Here is a 21,305-nt window from a genome sequence, read left to right on the forward strand (position 1 = left end):
CGGGCCCCACCTGCGGTTCAAGGCATCAGCGCTCCCGGCGTGCGACCCGTCCGGTCTCGTAGGCCCACATCACGATCTCGACCCGGTTTCGGGCACCCAGCTTGGTCATGAGGCTCGCCAGATGACTCTTGACGGTGCTGAGCGAGATGAACAACTCGTCGGCGATCTCGGCGTTGGTCCGGCCACTGGCCACGGTGAGCAGCACCTCCTCTTCCCGCTCGGTAAGCGGCTCGATCGGCTGCACGGTGGTGGTCGGTGCTCCGGAGGCAAACGTCGCCAACAGCCGGGCCGTCACGCTGGGCGCAATCAGGGCGTCTCCATCGGCTGCGGCGTGGATGGCCTGGGCCAGCAGCGCCGGACCGGCGTCCTTCAGCAGGAAGCCTCGAGCACCGGCCTTCAGCGCGCCGTGCACGTACTCATCGAGATCGAACGTCGTGATCACCACGACCGCCAACGGGTCGACCACATCGGGCCCGGCAAGCAGGCGGGTGGCCTCGATCCCGTTGAGTTCGGGCATACGAATGTCGAGGAGGCAGACATCGGGCCGCAACCGTCGGGCGGTGTCGACCGCCTCGCGCCCGTTGGCCACCTGCGCCACCACCTCGATGCCCGGCTGGGCATCGAGAATCATGGTCAGACCGGTTCGTACCAGCTCCTGGTCGTCGGCGACCAACACTCGCCGCAGGGGCGCGCCGTCGCTCATCGTGCCGGCCACCGTGGAAGTTCGACCTCGACCTGCCAGCCGGCGCCTGGTCGCGGTCCGGCCCGGAACGTACCGCCGAGCAGATGCGCCCGCTCGGCCATGCCCAACAGACCGAACCCCTGGCCGTCGACGGGGCCCGAGACGGCGTTGCCGTCGTCATCGACGCGGACCCGAATCGTGCCGGGGTCGCCGTCGACCTGGATGTGAACGACGTTCGGATGGCGAGCATGACGCACGGTGTTCGTGATGGATTCCTGCGCAATCCGATAGATCGCCGAATCGACCGCAGGATCGACGACGCCAAGCGTGTCGGCAACCGTGACATCGAGCTGCAACGACGGGGGAACGATGTCGACGAGCAAGTGGAGATCCGCCGCACCGCGTCGCGGCGCCAGGTCGGCCTCGGCCCCGGCTCGCAGCGTCGACACGATCGTTCGCATCTCCGCCAACGTACGAGACGCTGCGCCTTCGATGGTTGCGAGGACGCGCAGGGCCCGCTCGGGATCCGTGGCGGCGATGGCCTGGCCCGCCTGGGCTTGGATGGCGATTGCCGACACGTGGTGGGCGACGGTGTCGTGTAGCTCCCGCGCCAGTAGCTCGCGTTCACGTGACTGGGCTTCGGACAGGGCACGCTTCTGGGCGGCAGCGCGGTACCGAACCATGAGTCCGATCTCGATCGGAAGGAGGAGCACGATCGTGCCACCGACGGCCTCGCCAATCGTGCCGGGATCGGTGAGAATGCCGACCACTCCGGCCCAGGCCATCACGGCTCCCCCGCGCAGCGCGTCGCGTCCCGATCCCCACCGGAACAGGGCGTAGCCAGAGATCAGGATCACGGCACTGGCCACGACCCCGCCGACGTGACCGGTGGCGACTCGGACGATGACGCCGAACACCATGGTGGGGACGAACCCGACGACCACGGCTCGCAAGGGCGCGGTGCGACGAATCAGCAGCGAGTAGGGAGCGACGGCCAGGAAGACGAGCATGGTCGCGGCCCGCCACGCGATCGAGAGACCCTCGAAGTCCGGATCTGTCCGAAAGATCACTTCCGCAAGGGCGATCGCGCTGCTGACGCCGACGATCACCCAGTCACGGCTGACGCGTCGCGGTGCGTTCGGCACCGCGGGTTCCGCAGCGAACGCTCGCCAACTGGCCGGAATCACGGTTGCCATCGTAGGCAGCCAGTCAGCGACGTGGATCGGCCGAAAGGACGATCCGCGAACCCGCCGGTCGGCCAACCCGGAACGAGCCGATCACCCGATGCCGCCGGAACAGCCCGTCGCGACGATCGAGGTGACTTCTCGAAAGGACCGACATGACCGGCTTGCTCTATCGACTGGGGCGTTACTCCGCCCTGCGACCGTGGCGTGTGATCGGGCTGTGGCTCGCGGCTGCCGCACTTGTGATCACGGCATCGCTCAGCGTCGGCCGCCAGCTGGAAGACAGCTTCGATGCGCCCGGTGTCGACTCCCAGCTGGCGACCGAGCTGCTGTCCTCTGCCGGTTCCGACCGCGCCGGTGTGACAGCACGAGTGATCGCAGCAGCCCCGGCCGGCGCAAGCTTCGCCGACCCGACCGCTCAGGGCGACCTCGGCACGGTGGTGACGACTCTGTCCGCGTTGCCCAAGGTGATCAACGCCGTCCCGACCATTGCGCCGTCTGAGACCGTGGCCGTCGTCGAGGTGCAGTACCCCCTGCTTTCTGACATGGCGCCCGAGGATCTCGATCACCTGAAGAACGCGATGGTAGAGCTTCGCACCGAGGTCGACCTCCAGGTCGAGGCCGGGGGCGAGCTGTTCTTCACCTACGAGGAGCCGGCAGGGTCGGCGCACGAACTCATCGGCTTGGGCGCTGCCGTGGTCATCCTCCTCGTGGCGTTCGGATCCTTGATCGCCATGGGCCTGCCGATCGGCATCGCCGTGTTCGGTCTCGCCCTCGGTGTCTCGGCCATGCCCCTGGTGGCCTATCTCGTCCCGGTGTCGAGTTGGGCACCCGACGTCGGCGCAATGATCGGACTCGGCGTTGGCATCGACTACGCCCTCTTTCTCGTGACACGACATCGGGAGTTCCTGGCCCGAGGTTGCAGCGTGGAGGACGCAGCCGGGCGAGCGGTGGCCACCGCCGGTCAAGCGGTGCTGTTCGCTGGTGGCACCGTGGTCATCGCCATTCTCGGCCTGTCGATCGCCGGCCTTCCGTTCCTGACGGCGATGGCGGTGGCCGTCTCGTTGATCGTCGCCCTCATGGTGGTGGCCTCGTTGACCCTCCTGCCCGCCTTTCTCGGCCTCAGTGGCCAGTGGATCAATCGGCTCGGCCTCCACCGTCGCGGTCACGCCGCGGCATCGGGACCCAGCGCCGGATGGCGCCGATGGGGGGCACACGTATCGCGCCATGCCTGGACGTACGCCGTCGGCGTGACGGCCGCCCTCTTGCTTGCAGCGTCCCCGGTCGTCGCACTCGAGCTCGGCTTCCCCGACGAGGGGACCCAGCCCGAGTCCCGAACGGAGCGACGGGCGTACGATCTCGCTGCCGAGGGCTTCGGGCCCGGTGTCAACGGCCCGCTGGTCATCGCCGTCGACCTCGGTGACGACCCCGACACCGCGCCGGCGGTGGTCGACGCACTCGCTGCCGCGATCGCCACCGACCCTGGTGTCGCCGCCGTTGCGCCGGCCGAGATTGCGTCCGACGCCGGCATCGCCACGCTGGTGGCTTTCCCCACATCGGCGCCGCAGGACGACGCCACCTATGCCACCGTCGAGCGACTGCGCGCCGATGTCTTCCCCGGGGTGCTCGACGGCACCGGCGTCAGCGCGCACATCGGCGGGATGACGGCGAACTTCGGCGACGTGGCCAAGCGGGTCAGCGATCGACTCGTGCTGTTCGTGGCGTCCGTCGTGGTGCTGTCGTTCCTCCTGCTGACCGTGGTCTTCCGTTCGCTCCTGGTGCCGCTCAAGGCTGCGCTGCTGAACCTGCTCTCCATCGGCGCCGCTTATGGACTGCTCGTCGTCGTCTTCCAGTGGGGCTGGGGCGCATCACTCATCGGACTCGAGACGACGGTACCGATCGTGTCCTTCGTCCCCATGTTCATGTTCGCCGTGCTGTTCGGATTGTCGATGGACTACGAGGTGTTCCTGCTGAGCCGAGTGCGTGAGGAGTACGTGGCCTCCGGCGACAACGAAGCCTCCGTGGTGGCCGGGCTGGCGGGCACCGGGCGGGTGATCACCTCGGCGGCCCTCATCATGATCTCGGTGTTCGGCGCCTTCTCGCTGGGCGACGATCCGGTCGTGAAGATGATGGGACTGGGGCTTGCCTCGGCCATCCTGATCGATGCCACCGTGGTGCGCTGCGTGCTGGTGCCGGCGACGATGAAGCTGCTCGGCGATGCCAACTGGTGGCTCCCGGCCTGGCTTGACCGACTCCTTCCGACGATCGACATCGAAGGGGCCGATCTCGCGGTGCCAGACACCGTCACACCATCCGGGTCCCGGATGCAGCCGTACCCTCCGATCGCCTAGCGTCGCCGTCGCCGACATTCGCCTCGCAAGGAACCCGTCGATGACCAACACCGAGACCTACCGTGCCGCCCGAGACCAGTTGTTCGCCCTGCGCGACGACTACGCCGCAGCATCGGCGGATTTCGAGTGGCCGAGACTGACCGGCACCTTCAATTGGGCGATCGACTGGTTCGAGCGCTACGCCCGCGGCAACGACGCCCCGGCGCTCTGGATCGTCGAAGAGGACGGCTCGGAAGACGTCTACAGCTTCGGAGACATGGTCGAGCGCTCCGATCGCATCGCAGCATGGCTGGCGGCGAACGGCGTGGCCAAGGGTGACCCGGTCATCGTGATGCTGGGCAACCAGGTCGAGCTGTGGGATGCCATGCTCGCCATCTTCAAGCTCGGAGCGGTGATCATGCCGACCACCACGGCGCTCCCCTCGTCCGACCTCGTCGACCGAATGGAACGGACGGGTACCAAACACGTGATCGTGGCGTCGGCGGAGGCCGCCAAGTTCGACGAGGTACCCGGGGAGTACACCCGGATCTCGGTCAGCGGAGCGGTCGACGGTTGGCTGCACTTCGCCGACGGCTACGACGTCGACCAACCCGAGCCATTCACCTCGGTCACTTCCGTCGACGATCCGCTCCTGCTCTACTTCACCTCCGGCACCACCAGCCGGCCCAAACTGGTCGAGCACACCCAGATCTCGTACCCGGTCGGACATTTGAGCACCATGTACTGGCTGGGTCTCGAGCCTGGCGACGTCCATCTCAACATCAGCTCGGCCGGTTGGGCGAAGCACGCCTGGAGCTGCTTCTTCGCCCCGTGGATCGCCGAAGCGTGTGTGTTCGTCTACAACTACACCCGGTTCGACGCCGCCGCACTCCTGGCGCAACTCCGCACGAGCTCGGTCACCACCTTCTGTGCGCCACCCACCGTGTGGCGCATGCTGATCCAGGCCGACCTGGCCGACGGACCCGGCAGTCTCCGCGAGCTGATCTCGGCGGGCGAGCCGCTCAACCCCGAGGTGATCACCCAGGTCGAGCGGGCATGGGGACGCACCATCCGCGACGGGTTCGGCCAGACCGAGACCAGCGCACAGGTCGGGAACTCTCCTGGGCAGCCGATCAAGCCTGGCTCGATGGGTCGTGCCCTGCCCGGCGTGCCGGTCGTCATCGCCGACCCCGTCACCGGCGAAGTCGGTGTCCGCGAAGGTGAAATCTGCATCGACCTGTCGTCGAATCCTGTCAACGTGATGACCGGGTATCTCGGCGACGCCGAGCGCACCAACGAGGTCATGGCCAACGGGCTCTACCACACGGGCGATGTCGCCGAGATCGATGACGAGGGTTACATCACCTTCGTTGGCCGCACCGACGACGTCTTCAAGGCCTCCGACTACAAGATCTCCCCGTTCGAGCTCGAGTCGGTGCTGATCGAGCACCCCGCCGTCGCCGAGGCCGCCGTCGTCCCGGCGCCCGACGAGATCCGACTCGCGGTGCCCAAGGCCTACATCGCGTTGGCCGAAGGCCACGAGCCCAACGACGACACGGCGCTGTCGATCCTGCGGCACGCTCGCGAGAACCTCGCCCCGTTCCAGCGCGTCCGCCGGATCGAGTTCTACGAACTCCCCAAGACCGTCTCGGGCAAGATCCGTCGCATCGAGCTGCGCCAACGTGAGGAGGGCGACATCGCCGCTGCCGGGGGGAGGGAGTGGCGTGACGACCAGTTCCCCGAGCTCAAGTCGAACGGCTGAGGTTCATGGCACCGAAGAACGTCTGCGTCATCCTGCTCGACTCGTTGAACCGCCACATGCTCGGGTCGTACGGGTCGACCGAGTTCGAGACCCCGAATCTGGACCGCTTCGCCCGGGAGCGCGCCGCACGGTTCACGCGTCACGTCACCGGATCACTGCCCTGCATGCCTGCCCGTCACGACATCCTGGTCGGCGCGCTCGACTTCTTGTGGAAGCCGTGGGGCTCGATCGAGATCTGGGAGCAACCGATCACGCGAGTGCTGCGAGACAAGGGGATCACGAGCTACCTGGCCACCGATCATCCACACCTGTTCGAGACTGGTGGCGAGAACTACCACACCGACTTCTCCGCCTGGCACTACGTGCGAGGTCACGAGGGTGATCCGTGGCGAACCGTGCCCGACCCATCGTGGATCGGCAATCCCGAACGTCCCGCGGTGCCGGCGCAGGGTGGTGGCTGGTTCCTGTCGAAGATGCTGGGGCAGGAGGTGCACGACCGGCCGTACGACACGAGCCGCACCTGGTTCCGCGACGAGGCCGACTATCCCGGCCCACGCACCATGGTCGATGCTGCCCGCTTCCTCGAGGACGAAGCCCCACAGCACGATCGCTGGTTCTGTTTCGTCGACGAGTTCGACCCCCACGAGCCGTTCGACACACCCGAGCCATGGGCGTCGATGTACCAGGACGGTGGATCGTGGGACGCCGACTACATGATCTGGCCCCCGTACGTCCACGGAGGGGTCTCGAAGGGGCACCTCACCGAGGCCGAAGCCCGGCATCTGCGGGCCAACTACGGCGCCAAACTGTCGATGATCGACCACTGGTTCGGCCGGATCCTCGATGCGTTCGACCGCCGGAACCTGTGGGATGACACCGCCCTCATCGTGTGCACCGACCACGGCCACTACCTCGGTGACCCTCGTGAGGGCCACGACATCTGGGGCAAGCCCGGTGTACCTCAGTTCGAGCCGCTCGGTCACACGCCGCTGTTGATCCACTGGCCTGGGGCCAGCGGCGACCGCGGGGCGCGGCCCGGGGCCACGATCGATGCGCTCACCACCAATGTGGATCTGTTCGCCACGCTGGTCGATGTGTTCGACGTCGAGGTCGCACATCGGACCCACGGTCGCTCACTCGTGCCGCTGCTCGACGGCTCGGCCGAGTCGGTGCGTGACTGGGCGATCGGCGGCGTGTGGGGCAACTGGATCCAGATCACGGACGGCCGGTACAAGTACGCTCGCGCCCCTGTCGAGTCGAACCTGCCGATCTCGATGTTCTCGAATCGTTGGTCGACCATGCCGGTGCACTTCCCGGGATTCGAGACACTCCCCCTCCCCGACCAGCGAGCCTGGCTCGACACCATGCCCGGCTCCGAGCTCCCGGTGATCCGCCAGCCGTACGCCGCCGGCGACCGTATGCCGATGTGGGCGGGAGGCCCTCACATCATCGGCCGGCACCACCTCTACGACCTCGCCAACGATCCCGACGAGCAGGAGAACCTCGCAGGCGGTCGCCTCGACGAACAGCTGTGCGAGCTCATCCGATCTGCACTGGTCGAGTTGGAGGCGCCAACCGAACAGCTCGAACGAGTCGGACTCGGCTGAACGGCGCAGTGACTCAGTACCTGCCCACGTACTCGAACTCGGCGAACATCGTGGTGGCGTTGGGGAGGTCGGCGAGGGTGCCGTACTCACAACACGCGTCGTAGCGGCCCCACATCTCGAGCACCTCGGGATGGGAATGGGCAGCCTCGATGGCGTCGTGGCTCGCCCACTCGAAGTGCTCGATGATCGTGCCATCCGGGGCCCGGAGGACGAGCGACGGCGTGTCCGTCGCCAGACCGATGCGCCGCAGCAGCGGCACATGATCGAGCACCTCGGCCTCGAGGGCTTCCTGCCCGCCGGGCTTGGGTCGGTACACCGCAATGACGTGAACTCCCATGGTCGCCGAGGTTAGTCAGCACCGAACACCGCGTCGCCACCACGTCGTTGGATCGTGGTGTTCACCGGACGCGCGGCTACGGTGCCGCCAACCATTTCCGAGGGAGGGAACCTCACCATGAAGAAGTTGATGGCCGCGGCCTTTGCGGCGAGTTTGTTGATGAGTGCGTGCGGGAGTGGCAGCGACGAGGCTGCCGACGTCGTTGCGGCCGACGCAGCGAGCAGTGACGGCGCCGGTGAGGCGGTGACCGACACCGGGGCCGACGCCGAGGCAGCGACCGACAACACCGCATCCGAAGAGACCACCGACGACACCGCAACCGAGGAGACCACCGACGACGCCGACGACGCCGAGAGCAGCGGCGACCTCTCGGCCGACGAACAGGCACTGGCCGACGCGCTCACCGCGAGCTCGTACACCGAAGGCAACCCGTTCGAGAAGGCCGAGGTCCAATGTGCCAACGAGGCGCTCGTCTCATCGGTCGGTCTGGAGACGCTGAACAGTTACGGCATCACCGCCGACAACCCTGATGACACCCAACTGCCCGACGAATACGACGTCCAGCGCGTCGCGCTCGATGCCATCCTGGGATGTGTCGACATTGCCGGCGCGATGCGGTCCATGGCCCCCGACTGCGAGATCGCCGTCAGCGACGACGAGATCGTGTTGGCGATGACCTACGAGTTCCTCGGAGGATTCCCGGAGTACGACGACCCGGACGCGGCGGCAGCCTCCGAAGCGATGGACACCGCAATGGGGGCATGCGGTTGATGCCGACCCCATCGGTCGAGTGAACTGGCGGGGTGTCGAACGCTCCAACGCCCGCACCCGCCGACTATCTCGAGGCAACCCGATCGCTCTACGACAGCCTCGGCTACACGCCCTACCGCTGGGCCGAACGAACCGAGCCGGTGCCACTCGTGGCGCCGGCTCGATCGCTGTCGGACAGCCGAGTGCTGCTCATCGGATCCGGCGGGATCTATCGCCACGGCCAAGTGGCCTTTGCCACCAAGGACGACACCTCCATCCGCACCATTGCCAGCGAGACGGCGGCCAGCGAACTGCGGACAGCGCATTTCGCCTACGACCAGACCGATGCCAGAGAAGATCCGAATTGTGTCTTCCCCCTCGGCCGGCTGCGTGAGCTCGCCGCCGAGGGTGTGATCGGCGGCATGACCGACCATGCCGCGGCCTTCATGGGCGGCATCTACTCGGTCCGCCGGTTCGAGGCCGAGACCGTGCCCTCGCTGATCTCGCTCTGCGAGCAGGAAGAGCCCGACGTCGTCCTCCTCGTACCCGTCTGACCGGTCTGCCATCAGTCGGTCGGTCTGGCCGCACGCAGCATCGAAGCCGCCGGCTTCACCACCGTCACCCTCACGTCTGCCCTGTCCATCACCGAACGGGTCATGCCGCCTCGGTCGCTGTTCGTCGACGCACCACTGGGCCATACCGCCGGCCCCAAGCACGAGCCCGAGGTCGGGCGTGGGATCGTCGAGATGGCGCTCGGTCTGGTCGAACTCGACCTCCCGTCTGGTTCGATCGTCGACTCGGGTTACCGCTGGCCGAACGACGACTGGCGCGCCGACCCGCTGAGCTGGTCACGCAAACGAGAGGACGCCGGCGACGCGCCATCCGACCGTCCGAGCGGCGATACTCGCACCGAGCGCAGCGACGAGCCGCAGTATCAGAACAAGGCCGACCGACTGGCCGCCGAAGCAAGCTGAGGGCGACGCACTTCCCGATTCGACGCAACGGCGGGAATGTACGTACATCCAGCTCGGTTATCGTGAGTAGCAAGTTCACTTCTGGAGGTCATCGTGTCCGAATCCATCACCATCGACATCGGCATCAGCGAGGACGACCGCAAGGCGATTGCCGACGGCCTGTCCCGTCTCCTCGCCGACAGCTACACGCTCTACCTGAAGACCCACAACTATCACTGGAACGTGGTGGGCCCGATGTTCAACACGCTCCACCTCATGTTCGAGACCCATTACAACGAACTCGCCCTCGCGGTCGACCTCATCGCCGAGCGCATCCGCTCGCTGGGGGAGCCGGCACCCGGGACCTACCGCGAGTTCGCCGCCCTGTCCACGATCGACGAAGACACCGATCAACCCGACGCCACCGAGATGATCAGGCGGCTGGTGAAGGGCCACGAGGCAGTCGCCCGAACCGCACGCAGCGTCTACCCGATCGTCGAGAAGGCGAGCGACGAGCCGACGGCCGACCTCCTCACCCAGCGTCTACAGGTGCACGAGAAGACGGCATGGATGCTCCGCAGCATGCTCGAAGGCTGACAGTCACGACCCGACGGGCGTAGCCTCGGGGCATGGCCCACAGCCCCTATCCCCCATTCCAAGGTGTCGAGCCCATCGACACTGAGCGATCGATCGAAGCCGAGCGGGCCCACCGTAAGCGGATGTGCGCGCTCGGCTATCGCATCTTCGGTGCCCTGCGCTGGGGTCAACTCGGCGACGGGCACATCTCGGCCCGAGACCCCGAGTACACGGACCACTTCTGGGTGCTCGACTGGGGCATCCCGTTCCGGGCGGCCACCGTCGGCGATCTCGTGCTGGTGGGCCCTGACGGATCGGTGAAGAACGGTGACGGCGAAGCAACCGGAGCCGTCAACACCGCGGGCTACAACATTCACGCTCCGCTCCTCGCTGCTCGTCCCGACGTTGTCAGCGCCGCTCACACCCACACCGGTTTCGGCACGCCGTGGTCGGCCAACGTCGAGCCGTTCCAGCCCATCAGCCAGGAGTCGTGCGCCTTCGTGTTCGATCAGGCGATCTTCGACGATGAAGAGGTCGAGGTGCTCTCCCCGGACGGCGGGAAGCGGATCGCCGCTGCCCTGGGCGAGAACAAGCTCTGCATCCTCCGCAACCATGGGCTGCTCACCGTCTCCCCCACGGTCGAGGGTGCGGTCGGGTTCTTCGTGATGGCCGAGCGGGTGGCCGAGGTGCATGTGAAAGCCCCCAACGCCAAGCCCATCTCCGAAGAGTCTGCTCGAATCGCGGCTTCGACCCTGCAACCAGCCGAGGTGGGGTGGCGCTTGTTCCAGTGGCTCGTGAAGGACCTCGTGCCCGACCCGACGATCGTCGACTGAGTCCGGCCGCTAGGAAAAGGGCTCGAAGCTGACGGTCGAGTCGCGTGCGAGCTGTTCGACGAGCGCGACCTCCCACGTGAGGTAGTCCTGCATGTGTTGCTCGGGGACATCGTCATCGTGGTCGTAGGGCTTGTACCAGATGTCGTCGATCTCGGTGGTGGGTCGGGTGAGTCCGAGCTCGGGTGCGCCGCCGACTGCGATCCACGCTCGGGTGCCGCCGGCGAGCACCGACACCGAGGCGTTCGGCCAACGGGTCGCCACCTCACCGGCGGCGAGCGCCGCAAGCGCACCATCGGACGAGGTCACGATGACGCGCTCGGCGTCACCGATCGCCGCCCTCGCCTCGGCCAGTCGGCTGCGGACCGCCCAGTAGGCGCCGGGTAGGTGGCCGTGCCTGCGGTAGGCGAGGCTCGACGCCAGGTCGATCACGACGGTGCCGTCGGGGACACCGTCGACGAGAGTGGTCGGATCGACCGGCGCCAGTGGATCGGCAACGATTCGGGCAGAACCCGACGGCCCGGACTCCCCGATCCTCGGGGCAGGCGTCATCACCACCGCGTCGCGCCAACCCATCTGGCGCAGCCACGATGCGGTCATCGACGCACGGACGCCGTCGTCGTCGAACAGCACCACTCGCGCATTTCGGGTGCCGATGTACGTGTCGGTGGCCTGGACCAGCTGCCCGCCGGCGGCATGCCGGGTTCCCGGCCGGTGCGCCTCGAGGTATTCCTCGGGTGAGCGCACGTCGAACAGGTACGTGGTGCGGTCTCGGTCTTCGAGCCATTCCTCGAGGATTACGTCGTCGATCACCTCGACACCGAAGCGTTCCCGCACCCGGTCGGCCCGTTCGATCGCCCAGGCCCGACTGCTGTCGCTCGGCGCCGGTGCGGCGATCTCGAGCCCAGTGGCGACCTGATGTCCGGCGAGCTGCCACCCCATCGTGCCGTTCTCGAGCGCAACCACTCGGTTCTCGAGTCCGGCGTTGATCAGCGATTGGGCGCCGATGATGCTCCGGGTACGACCGGCGCAGTTGACGATCACGAGGGTGTCGGGATCGGGAGCGACCTCCTTGACTCGGTGCACGAGTTCGGCGCCCGGGCAATCGACACCGGCCGGGATCGACATGCGTCGAAACTCTCCGAGCGGCCGCGAATCGAGCACGACCACATCGGCTCCGGTGTCGAGCAGCTTCGCCACCTCGTCGGCGGGAAGACGCGGTGTGCCGTAGGTGTGCTCGACGAACTCGCCGAAGGCCTTCGAGGGCACGTTGACACCGGCGTACAACTCGTGGCCGCTGGACTGCCAGCCCTCGGTGCCGCCGGTCAGGAGAAACTGGTTGCTCCAACCGAGTTCACCGGCTCGGGCTGCCGCTCGGCTCGCCAAGCCCGAGGCACCGTCGTCACACCAGACCAGCCGAGTATCGAACCGGGGCACCAGGTCGCCGAGCACGAGTTCGAGCTTCGACACCGGCACATTCGTGGCGTGGAAGAGATGCGACTGGAAGTAGACACCTTCCTCGCGAGCGTCGAGTAGGGCCAGTTCGTCGCCGTCGGTCAGCCAGGCGGCGAGCGTGTTCGGATCGACGGTCGAGACGGTGCCGTCATTCATGGCAACGGCGTGCGGTCGGGGCGGGCCACTGTGATGTCGCTCATGTCAGGAGGGTACGACCGGGGCGGGCCTCGGTGATGTCAGAGTGGGCAGGGAAGATCTTCCACTCATCGGTGCGTTCCGAGTAGTACTCGCGTCGGTCGAGACGTTCGAGGGCGAGCCCGTAGCAGTGAAAGTTGAGGGCGGGCCCGCCGATGTGGATCGAGTGGAGATCGTCCGGAAGCATCGCAACGCCGGTGCCCGCCTCGACCATGTGCTCGCCCTTCTGAGACACGCCCGAGCCGCTGCGATCGAAGAAGCGGTTCAGTTCCTGCCCATGGAAGCCGACGACCACGGCCCAGGTGGTGTGGTTGTGCACCGGGCTCGAAGCCGACCCTCGGCTGGCGTTGGCGTAGAGCACGAACCGGTCATCGTCGTCCTGGGCGATGCGGTAGAGGCGGCTCTTCGAGGGTTCGTCGGCCGACGGCGGCGGGAAGTCCTCGAGCGGGAACAGGTCACGCTGCGCGGTGAGCGCCAGCAGACGATCTCTGATCGCTTCGACGCCCGATCGCGTCACGCCCTGCGTCGCTTCGATGTTGCGGATGTCTTCCATGCACTCGGCAATCGCCGTCTGCCGTTGCTCGCTCATGTCGCGCTCCTTGCGGGTCAGCCGATGTTTCGGCGGAACAGGTCGTGGAGGCGTTCCCAGTGTTGCTCCGAGGCCGCCTTGTCATAGCTGGGCCGCTGCGAGAACGCGTAGCCGTGCTCGGTGCCCGGGTTCCACTCGACTCGGCCCCGGGTGCCGTGCTCGGCCATGGCCGCTTCGAACTCGGCGATGAGCTCGGGCGGCGCCCAATGATCGGTCTCGGCACATCCGATGTAGACCTCGGCATTCGACCGGGCGAGGCTGCGGTGCGGCGAGTCGTCGAACTCGGTGGCGAGCCGAACGCCATGGATCGACGCCGCGGCCTTCACCTGATCGGGGAAGGCGGCGGCTGCGGTGATGGCGAACGGGCCGCTCATGCAATAGCCGACGGTGCCCACTCGGCTGGTGTCGGCCGCTGGATCGTGATGTCGGACAGCCGTGCCGGTCGCCAGATCCTTCGCCAGATGGGCGAGCAGGTCGCCGACATCGCCGTCGACCATCGTGTTGGACAACGAGTTCATCAACTCGAACATCGTGTCGCGATCCTCGGTCTCGAAGACGTTGAACTCTCGGACCTTGCGGTAGTAGAGCTGCGGAGCGATCAGGTAGTAGCCGGCCGAGGCGAGGCGGCGACACATGTCACGCAGCTCCTCGCGCATGCCCGGTGCGTCCATCAAGAACACCACCACGGGGTAGGGCCCGTCGCCGTCGGGGCGGACGCTGAACACCGGCATGTCGCCGTCGGCGGTCGTGAGGTCGAAGAACTGTTCGATCATGGCGCCAGCTTTCCCCATCGGTGGGCCGTGTGCGAGCCGAACGAGAATGCACAGGCTGGCATGGCTGCGACCAGGCACGTAGGTTGCGTGCGTGACGGCACGCTCGGGGATCATCGCACGACGCCTGGGCGCTGCCGGACTCTCGACCGCAGCGGTGATCGTCCCTCTCACCACGATCGTGTCGCATTCGTTCGCGCGCTCGTCCTATCCGCTCCTCCTGCCGGCGATCAAGGACGACATGGTGTTGTCCAACACCCAGGCCGGGGTCGGAGGTACGGCCATCTTCGCCGCCTACCTCACGGGGGTGATCGTGGTGACGCTGGTGTCGGGAGCGGTCGAACCGGTCACGATCCTTCGCAGCGGGCTGGCCGTCTCCGGCCTCGGCCTGGTGCTGATCGCGCTCTCGCCATCGTTTCCGTTCCTACTGCTGGGGTTGGTGCTGTCGAGTTCGGGCGGCGCCGGCATCTGGATCACCGCCCCACTGCTCGCCACCGAAGGGGTTGCCGCCGACCGGCGAGGCATCGTGATCGGCCTGCTCACCGGCACCATCGGCCTCGGCACTTCGGCCGTCGCGCTCGGCACTCGCCTGGCCCGCACCAGCACCGGCAACGCCGACCTGTGGCGACCGATCTATACCGTCGAGGCCGTCGTCACCGTGGCCGTGCTCCTCATCGTGCTTGGTGGCGTCCGCGCTCGGGTCACGGCCCGTACCCCCGGTGGCCGGATCTCCCTCGTCGGGCTGCGCACCGTTCCGGGCTGGAAGGCGATCACGATCGCGTACGTGATGTTCGGCGCCATTGCCTCGGGGTACACCTCGTTCCTCGCCGAGGCGCTCGAGGAGGACGGCGGGTTGTCTCGCTCCGCCGTGGCCAACATCTACATCGGCTTGGGGATCACGTCGCTGTTCGGCGCCCCGCTCATGGGGTGGATCTCGGATCGGGCCGGTCGGCGGCGGGCCCTGATGGCCGTGATGATCATGATCATGATGGTGTCGACCACCGTCGCGCTCGTCACCGGCCCGCTGCTGGCGCTCACCGTGCTGACCGTCGGTGGCATGTGGGCCAGCTATCCGACGCTCACGGCCACGTACATGCGCGACCATCTCGAAGACCGCACGTTCGGCGCGGCGTACGGCACGATGACGATCTTCTACGCGATGGCCGCGGTGCCGCCACCATTCCTCGTCGGAGCGATCGCCGACTGGCGGGGATCGTTCACGGCTTCCTACCTCCTCGTGACGGCGCTGGCCGTCGCCGGACTCCTCGCCTTGCGCGGCCTGCCGAGGGAGAGCGCGACGTGAGCCACCCATGGGAGGCGCAGCGTGAGCCGCTACACAGGATGACATGACGCTCGATCCCGCCCTGACCGCTGCGCTCGACGATCTGGCGACCGCGCCCTCGCTCCTCGTCGCGTCGGACTTCGACGGCGTGATCGCACCGATCGTCGCCGACCCCGCCGCCGTGCAGGCTCGGCCGGGCTCACTCGAGGCGCTGGCCGCCCTCGGTTCGCTCGACAACACCGAGGTCGCGCTGGTCTCCGGGCGATCGCTCGACTTCCTTCAGAACATCCCCGGCGCACCCAGCGGTGTGTGGCTCGCCGGCAGCCACGGTGCCGAACTGGGTCATCGTCCGCCGGCGGCGTTGGAGCCGAAGCAACAACACTTGCTCGATCTGGTCACCAGCGATCTTCGTACGCTCGCCAACTCGACCGACGGAGCGAGCGTCGAGGAAAAGAGTGGCAGCGTGGCGTTCCACTATCGCAACGTCGACCCATCGCTGACGTCGTCGTTGCGCTCGACGGTGCTCGACGGCCCGGGAGCGTTGGCCGGCATCGAGACGAAGTTCGGGAAGATGGTCATCGAACTGGCCGTGTTCACGGCGAACAAGGGGCACGCCATCGGGGCGATCCGCCACGACAGCGGTGTCGAGCGGGTGATGTATCTCGGCGACGACGTGACCGACGAGGATGCGTTCGAGATCCTCGTCGAAGGCGATGTCGGCATCAAGGTCGGCGAAGGGGCGACCGCCGCGCCGTGGCGGGTGGCCGATCCCGACGAGGTGACAATGGTGCTCGAGTATCTCCTCGACGCCCGACGCCGCCACTGGGTCCTGAACACCGGGTTGCCTACCGGCACCTGAAGACGGCACCTGAAAACCGGACCACCCCGCCAGCGGTGGCTGGCGGGGTGGTTCGCTGCGTCGACCCGTTCGACCTCGTTCAGGCTGCTTCTTGGAGCAGACGCTCTTGCTCGAGGTTGCGACGGCGGCGCTCGATCGTGCGGCGCTTCCACGCCTTGGTCTTCCAGTGCCTGGTCTTCTTCTTTTTCTTCGGCTTCACCCTGGGCGGGTGATCGAACTTCGGTCGGGTGAACACTTCACCCTCGGGATCGGCAACGGTGTGGAGTTCCTGTGTGGCACGATGCCGGGCCTTTCGGTGTTCCTTGGAGCGGAGGTCTTTGTCCGGCCGGAGAAGAATCTCGTCGGCTCGATCCGATCGAAGGGCGTCGGCCCGATGGCGTGTACTCACAGGAACTCGCTCCTATCTGCCAAGCTTGACTTGGCACTTCAGCCCTGAGTCACCGGAGCGCACCAGGGCCTCACCGTTGTAGATATGCGTTATTCGTGTTCTGTATTTCCTTGGTGTTTCGCACCTGTTTCAGCTGGTGGGAGCCACCAGCTGCGCTTCGGTACGTCGTTCATTGGAGCACAAATCGACCCATTCCTCAATGGTTCTTTGGCCCCAATCACAAAACAGCATCGACCAACTTGTGGCGATCTGTCACTCCTGGTGATGCTTGTCCAATGAGTGGGCCGCTCCACGAGGTCGGAAGCGTTGCGAGTTGTGAGCCCCAGCGAACAACTCGGTAAGAGAGCGAGCGCTAGCGAGCGAACGACAGCGAGCCGAACGACGCTAGCCGAAGCGACCCTCGACGTAGTCCTGCGTTGCCTGCTGCTTCGGGTTCGAGAAGATGACGACGGTGTCGTCCATCTCGACGAGCTTGCCCGGCTTGCCGGTGCCCTCGATGCTGAAGAAGCCGGTGCGGTCCGACACACGGGCGGCCTGCTGCATGTTGTGGGTCACGATGACGATGGTGTAGCGCTCCTTGAGCTCCATCATCAGCGACTCGACTGCAAGGGTCGAGATCGGATCGAGGGCCGAACACGGCTCGTCCATCAGGAGCACGTCGGGTTCGACGGCGATGGCCCGAGCGATGCACAGCCGCTGCTGCTGGCCGCCGGAGAGACCCGAGCCCGGCTTGTCGAGGCGATCCTTCACCTCATCCCACAGGTTCGCACCACGCAACGACGACTCGACCAGCTCGTCGGCGTCGGCCTTCTTGAGGCGCTTGGAGTTGAGTCGCTTGCCGGCGAGCACGTTCTCGGCGATCGACATCGTGGGGAACGGGTTCGGACGCTGGAACACCATGCCGACCTTGCGCCGTACCGCCACCGGATCGACATCGGCACCGTACAGATCGATCCCGTTGAGTTCGATCGTGCCCTCGACACGGGCACCCGGGATCACCTCGTGCATCCGGTTGATCGACCGAAGGAACGTCGACTTGCCACACCCCGATGGGCCGATGAGTGCAGTGATCGAGCGACCCTCGATGCGCATGTTGACGTCTTCCACCGCTCGGAAGTTGCCGTAGTAGATGTTGAGATTCGAGACCTCGATCCGGTGGTCGTCACCCGGGCGGTCGGCGATGATCACCGGTCCGGCGTCGGCTGCGGTCTCGGTCACGGTGATCTCTCCGGTGGCTGAGGTGGTCGAGGTGGAGGGGGTCATCGGAGTCCCTTTGGTTTCAGAATGGTCGCCAGCACTCGAGCGAGTGTGAACAGGATGGCAACGACGATGATGAGGACGAGCGCCGCCCCCCACGCCCGATCGATCGAGAGCTCGGGCGGAAGCGTGGGCTGGGCGAAGCTGTAGTAGGCCTGAACCGGCAAGGTGGTCATACGGCCGCTGAGCGGATTCCAGTTGGTGTCCTGCGCCAGGCCGGCGGTGACGAGCAATGGCGCCGTCTCGCCGATGACTCGGGCGATGGCGAGCGTGGCACCGGTGAGGATGCCGCCGATCGAGGTGGGCAGCACGACCTTCGTGATGGTCTTCCACTTCGGCACCCCGAGGGCGAGCGACGCCTCGCGGAGCTCGTTCTGCACGAGCCGCAGCATCTCCTCGGACGATCGGATCACCACCGGGGTCATGAGCACGGTGAGAGCAACGGCGCCGGCCAGGCCCGACCGAGCGCCCGAACCCTGGAAGAGCACGAACAGTGAGTAGGCGAACAAGCCGGCAACGATCGATGGGATGCCGGTCATGACGTCGACCATCATCGTGATCACTCGGCTGAGCCGGGACCCGGTGTCGCCGTACTCGACGAGGTAGACGGCGGTGAACAGGCCGAAGGGCACCGAGAACAGCGTGGCCAGCCCAGTGACGATCAACGTGCCGATCAGGGCGTGCTTGATACCGCCCCCTTCGCCGACGACGTTACGCATGGTGTCGGTGAAGAAGGTGGCGTCCATGCGTCCGGACCCGCGGGTGACGACGGTCCACAGCAGCGAGACCAGCGGGATCATCACCAGCCCGAACGCTCCGGTGACGGTGGCGGTGGCGACACGATCCTTCGCCTTGCGTGCACCCTCGACCGAGGCCGAGATGGCGTAGAGGAGACCGAGGAACAGCGGTGCAGCGATCAGCCCGGCCTTGACGGGATGGAAGCCGCCGAGCGCGGCCGCGAGTCCCGAGCCGACGGCAATCGCTGCGATGCCGATACCGACGCTGGCGCCAGCGGGAAGATGGCCCGAGGTCATAGACATCGGCGAGCGTGAGCTGGTGTCGTGGCTGATGGCTGCACTCATCCTGCTGCTCCCGAGAATCCGGCATTGGCGATGCGGCGGGCGGAGAAGTTCACGATGAAGGTGATGCCGAACAGGATCAGGCCACTTGCGATCAGGCGGTTGACCTCGAGGCCGTGTGACTCAGGGAATTTCAGCGCGATGTTGGCAGCAATGGTGTTCGGATTGGACACCGACACCAGGTTGGTGCTGATGAGTCCTTCGGTCGGCGACAGGATGATGGCCACCGCCATGGTCTCGCCGAGTGCTCGGCCGAGACCCAGCATGGCACCCGAGATCACGCCGGCTCGGCCGTAGGGGATGACCGCCTGCTGGATCATCTCCCACCGAGTGGCACCGAGGGCGAGCGAGGCCTCTTCGTGCAGCCTCGGCGTCTGCATGAAGACCTCGCGCGAGATGGCGGTGATGATGGGAAGGATCATGACGGCCAGCACCAGTGCGACGGTCAGCATCGTTCGACCGCTGGCAGCGGCCGGTCCCTTGAACAACGGGACGAACCCGGCGTTGTCCTCGAGCCAGGGATAGACATGCGTGCCCAACAGCGGTGCCAGGACGAAGATGCCCCACAGGCCGTAGACGACGCTGGGAATCGCAGCGAGGAGATCGACGAAGTAGCCGAGCGTCGCTGCCACCTTCTTCGGTGCGTAGTGGCTGAGGAAGAGCGCAACGGCAACGGCCATCGGCGTGGCGATCAGCAACGCCAGCCCGGCCGCCCAGATGGTGCCGAAGATCAGCGGCACCACGTACTCGCCGAGCGTGCGATCGCCTTCGAGTTCGGTGAGGTCGTTGGTGAAGGCCGGAAGCGCCTCGCTCACCAGGAAGGTGGCAACTGCTGCCAAGGTCACGAGGATCAGGACCCCAGCGCCTCGTGAGAGGCTCCCGAAAACCCGATCGCCGAGTCGCGAGACCTGGTCGAGGCCTACCGGAGGGGTACGTTCGGCGGTGGTGGTCACCAGGGGGTCGCTTTCGTCGCCATCGGTGTCGAGTGCTCTCTCATCGTGGTGGGTCAATCGGGCGATGAGGTGTACATCAGGTGAACACTTGGGCGCAGCGAGACGAACAGTCCCGCTGCGCCCTGGTGTGCAACTGTTGACGACCGGGATCAGCCGCCGGTGATCTGGTTGACGACCGCCTCGAGCTGGCCCCGCAGCGTGTCGGAGATCGGCGCCGAGCCGGCGGAGGCCGCAGCGGCCTCCTGGCCCTCGGCGGAGCCGACGTAGAGCATGAACTCGCGGACGAGATCAGCCGTGGCGGCGTCGGCGTACTCGAGACACACGATGTGGTAGGACACGAGCACGATCGGATAGGTCCCCGATTCGGTGGTATCACGCACGAGCTCGAACGAGTAGTCGTTGTCGCTCAGGGCGACACGGTTGGAGACGTCCATGATCTTGGCGGCAGCCTCGGGGCTGTACGGAACGAAGTCCTCGCCGACCTGGATGGCGGCAGTGCCGAGCGAACCGACCTGCGAGGCGTCGGCGTAGCCGATCGATCCCTCGCCGGCGCCGATGGCAGCAACGACACCGGAGGTGCCCTGTGCGCCCTCGCCGCCGACGTCCGGCCACACCTCAATGGAGCCGAAGGTCCACACGTCGGGCTCGACCGCGCCGAGATAGTCGGTGAAGTTGGCGCTGGTGCCGGACTCGTCGGAGCGGTGCACCGGGTTGATGGTGAGGTCCGGCAGCTCGGCGTCGGGGTTGGCGTCGGCGATGGCCGGATCGTTCCAGTTGGTGATCTCACCGGCAAAGATGCCGGCGAGGGCGGCCGTGGTGAGCTTCAGGTCGGTGACGCTGGGGAGGTTGTAGGCCACTGCGATCGGCGAAATGTAGTGGGGCAGGTTGACCGCACCCTGATCGCCGGCGCAGACGTCCTTCGACGCGGTGTATTCCTCTTCGTTGATCGCACGGTCGGAACCGGCGAAGCTCGAGCCGCCGGCAAGGAAGGTCTCACGACCGCCACCGGAACCGATCGGGTCGTACTCGACCGTGACGTCGGGGTTGGCCGTCTGGAAACCGGCCTGCCAACCCTGCATGGCGGCCGCCTGTGAGGAGGCACCGGCACCGACGAGCGTGCCGGACAGCCCGGATCCGCTGTCGCCACCGCCGGCATCCGTCGCCGCATCTGAAGAGCTGCCGCCGCAGGCACTGGCCGAGAGCGCCAGTGCGGCAAGCAACGAGGTGATCTTCAGGAAGCGCCCCGATTGGGCACTCGTGGTCATCATGTGAACCTCTCCTAGGTCATCGTGTGTCGTCAGGCCCGGCCTGACGGAATCGACGCTATGGGTGCCAGGTGAACCGCCAGGGGGACGAAGATGAACATCAGGTGCTGAACGGGCAACGATCAGGCATCGGTGCGTCAGGCGTCACCCGAACGAGCCGCCAACACCAGCATCGACGTGCCCATCGTCACGGGCTGGAGGG

21 protein-coding genes are annotated in these 21,305 nt (G+C 66.5%); 10 read left to right on the top strand and 11 right to left on the bottom strand.

Annotated elements, in window-relative coordinates; all coding sequences use genetic code 11:
- Positions 1-25: 25 nt before the first annotated feature.
- Positions 26-703, bottom strand: coding sequence for a response regulator transcription factor (locus R2733_04550; GenBank protein ID MEZ5375760.1), 678 nt, complete (start codon positions 701-703; stop codon positions 26-28).
- Complete coding sequence (locus R2733_04555; protein ID MEZ5375761.1) at positions 700-1,869, bottom strand: sensor histidine kinase; 1,170 nt, start codon at positions 1,867-1,869, stop codon at positions 700-702. The genes R2733_04550 and R2733_04555 overlap by 4 nt, the downstream gene beginning before the upstream one ends.
- A gap of 152 nt (positions 1,870-2,021) precedes the next feature.
- Between R2733_04555 and R2733_04560 the strand changes: the two genes are divergently transcribed.
- From R2733_04560 to R2733_04570, 3 genes are read left to right on the top strand one after another with little or no spacing between them, the layout of a single operon-like run.
- Entirely contained in the window at positions 2,022-4,217 is a 2,196-nt protein-coding gene (locus tag R2733_04560) for an MMPL family transporter (GenBank protein MEZ5375762.1), read from the top strand.
- Positions 4,218-4,257: 40 nt separating this feature from the next.
- Positions 4,258-5,958 carry an AMP-binding protein gene (locus R2733_04565; GenBank protein ID MEZ5375763.1) on the top strand — a complete coding sequence of 567 codons (1,701 nt, stop codon included), beginning with the start codon at positions 4,258-4,260 and terminating at the stop codon, positions 5,956-5,958.
- Between the two features lie 5 nt (positions 5,959-5,963).
- Positions 5,964-7,565: a sulfatase gene (locus tag R2733_04570; protein ID MEZ5375764.1), complete on the top strand. Its 1,602-nt coding sequence runs from the start codon at positions 5,964-5,966 to the stop codon at positions 7,563-7,565.
- Between the two features lie 13 nt (positions 7,566-7,578).
- Here R2733_04570 and R2733_04575 read toward each other — a convergent pair whose 3' ends face one another.
- Positions 7,579-7,902 (bottom strand): hypothetical protein, encoded by a 324-nt coding sequence (locus R2733_04575; protein ID MEZ5375765.1) that lies wholly within the window; start codon positions 7,900-7,902, stop codon positions 7,579-7,581.
- A 117-nt stretch (positions 7,903-8,019) separates the two neighbouring features.
- Between R2733_04575 and R2733_04580 the strand changes: the two genes are divergently transcribed.
- From R2733_04580 to R2733_04600, 5 genes are all read left to right on the top strand, one after another.
- Positions 8,020-8,673, top strand: a complete 654-nt coding sequence (locus tag R2733_04580) for a hypothetical protein (protein ID MEZ5375766.1) — start codon at positions 8,020-8,022, stop codon at positions 8,671-8,673.
- A 32-nt stretch (positions 8,674-8,705) separates the two neighbouring features.
- Positions 8,706-9,206: a glycine/sarcosine/betaine reductase selenoprotein B family protein gene (locus tag R2733_04585; protein ID MEZ5375767.1), complete on the top strand. Its 501-nt coding sequence runs from the start codon at positions 8,706-8,708 to the stop codon at positions 9,204-9,206.
- 102 nt (positions 9,207-9,308) lie between these two features.
- Positions 9,309-9,626, top strand: coding sequence for a hypothetical protein (locus tag R2733_04590; protein ID MEZ5375768.1), 318 nt, complete (start codon positions 9,309-9,311; stop codon positions 9,624-9,626).
- A 93-nt stretch (positions 9,627-9,719) separates the two neighbouring features.
- A complete protein-coding gene (locus tag R2733_04595) occupies positions 9,720-10,202 on the top strand; it encodes a Dps family protein (GenBank protein ID MEZ5375769.1) in 483 nt (160 codons plus the stop codon).
- A gap of 32 nt (positions 10,203-10,234) precedes the next feature.
- The gene (locus tag R2733_04600) at positions 10,235-11,014 is read left to right on the top strand and encodes a class II aldolase/adducin family protein (GenBank protein MEZ5375770.1); all 780 of its coding nucleotides are present in this window, start codon (positions 10,235-10,237) and stop codon (positions 11,012-11,014) included.
- Positions 11,015-11,023: 9 nt separating this feature from the next.
- Here R2733_04600 and R2733_04605 read toward each other — a convergent pair whose 3' ends face one another.
- From R2733_04605 to R2733_04615, 3 genes are read right to left on the bottom strand one after another with little or no spacing between them, the layout of a single operon-like run.
- Entirely contained in the window at positions 11,024-12,622 is a 1,599-nt protein-coding gene (locus R2733_04605) for a rhodanese-like domain-containing protein (GenBank protein ID MEZ5375771.1), read from the bottom strand.
- Positions 12,623-12,662: 40 nt separating this feature from the next.
- The gene (locus R2733_04610) at positions 12,663-13,250 is read right to left on the bottom strand and encodes a hypothetical protein (protein ID MEZ5375772.1); all 588 of its coding nucleotides are present in this window, start codon (positions 13,248-13,250) and stop codon (positions 12,663-12,665) included.
- Positions 13,251-13,267: 17 nt separating this feature from the next.
- Positions 13,268-14,023: a dienelactone hydrolase family protein gene (locus R2733_04615; GenBank protein ID MEZ5375773.1), complete on the bottom strand. Its 756-nt coding sequence runs from the start codon at positions 14,021-14,023 to the stop codon at positions 13,268-13,270.
- Positions 14,024-14,114: 91 nt separating this feature from the next.
- On the opposite strand from R2733_04615, the gene R2733_04620 reads away from it, so the two are divergent.
- Positions 14,115-15,323 (top strand): MFS transporter, encoded by a 1,209-nt coding sequence (locus tag R2733_04620; protein ID MEZ5375774.1) that lies wholly within the window; start codon positions 14,115-14,117, stop codon positions 15,321-15,323.
- Positions 15,324-15,366: 43 nt separating this feature from the next.
- On the top strand, positions 15,367-16,161 hold the full coding sequence (gene otsB, locus R2733_04625; GenBank protein MEZ5375775.1) for a trehalose-phosphatase: 795 nt from the start codon (positions 15,367-15,369) through the stop codon (positions 16,159-16,161).
- Positions 16,162-16,240: 79 nt separating this feature from the next.
- Here otsB and R2733_04630 read toward each other — a convergent pair whose 3' ends face one another.
- The 5 genes from R2733_04630 to pstS all read right to left on the bottom strand — a co-directional run bounded on the left by R2733_04630 (position 16,241) and on the right by pstS (position 21,106).
- The gene (locus R2733_04630; protein MEZ5375776.1) at positions 16,241-16,549 is read right to left on the bottom strand and encodes a hypothetical protein; all 309 of its coding nucleotides are present in this window, start codon (positions 16,547-16,549) and stop codon (positions 16,241-16,243) included.
- 384 nt (positions 16,550-16,933) lie between these two features.
- Positions 16,934-17,812, bottom strand: coding sequence for a phosphate ABC transporter ATP-binding protein PstB (pstB, locus tag R2733_04635; protein MEZ5375777.1), 879 nt, complete (start codon positions 17,810-17,812; stop codon positions 16,934-16,936).
- Positions 17,809-18,846 (bottom strand): phosphate ABC transporter permease PstA, encoded by a 1,038-nt coding sequence (pstA, locus tag R2733_04640; GenBank protein ID MEZ5375778.1) that lies wholly within the window; start codon positions 18,844-18,846, stop codon positions 17,809-17,811. The genes pstB and pstA overlap by 4 nt, the downstream gene beginning before the upstream one ends.
- A 38-nt stretch (positions 18,847-18,884) precedes the next feature.
- Positions 18,885-19,838 carry a phosphate ABC transporter permease subunit PstC gene (gene pstC, locus R2733_04645; protein MEZ5375779.1) on the bottom strand — a complete coding sequence of 318 codons (954 nt, stop codon included), beginning with the start codon at positions 19,836-19,838 and terminating at the stop codon, positions 18,885-18,887.
- A 149-nt stretch (positions 19,839-19,987) separates the two neighbouring features.
- Positions 19,988-21,106 carry a phosphate ABC transporter substrate-binding protein PstS gene (gene pstS / locus R2733_04650; protein MEZ5375780.1) on the bottom strand — a complete coding sequence of 373 codons (1,119 nt, stop codon included), beginning with the start codon at positions 21,104-21,106 and terminating at the stop codon, positions 19,988-19,990.
- Positions 21,107-21,305: the final 199 nt, after the last annotated feature.

It is taken from the genome of Acidimicrobiales bacterium (assembly GCA_041394265.1).
Classification (GTDB): domain Bacteria; phylum Actinomycetota; class Acidimicrobiia; order Acidimicrobiales; family SZUA-35; genus JBBQUN01.